Here is a 378-nt window from a genome sequence, read left to right on the forward strand (position 1 = left end):
GGCAGTTGCAGCACGTAGGCGGCATGCGCCTGCTGCCCGTTGACGGGGGTGGCCTGCGGCCAGTCGGCCAGCACCGGCAGGCGCACCCCCATGTCCAACTGCAGGCGCGAGACGCGGGGTTCGTCCGGGGTGTAGGCGGTGAACGCGGTGGCGCCGGTGATCACGCGATACGGCCCGCGCTGGCCATAGCCCAGCACCGTGGCCGCATCGCCGATGCCGACGTAGCGTTTCTCCATCCATGCCGAATAGCGTTCGCTGGTGACGAACACCCACTGGCCGTCCGCGCTTTCATGCAGCACCGCGACCGCGTCGCCGGGGAACAGCGCCGATTCCTGCATGCGGTCGATGTCGGTGTCGCCCTGGGTGGTGAACACCCGC

At 69.6% G+C, this 378-nt stretch carries 1 protein-coding gene; it reads right to left on the minus strand.

Annotated features, from left to right (window positions below; all coding sequences use genetic code 11):
• Nucleotides 1-378, minus strand: a 378-nt coding sequence (locus AC1DN0_RS41830; protein ID WP_477146718.1) for an SH3 domain-containing protein, incomplete at both ends; no start/stop codon positions are given.

This window comes from Cupriavidus sp. 05N39, assembly GCF_056397325.1.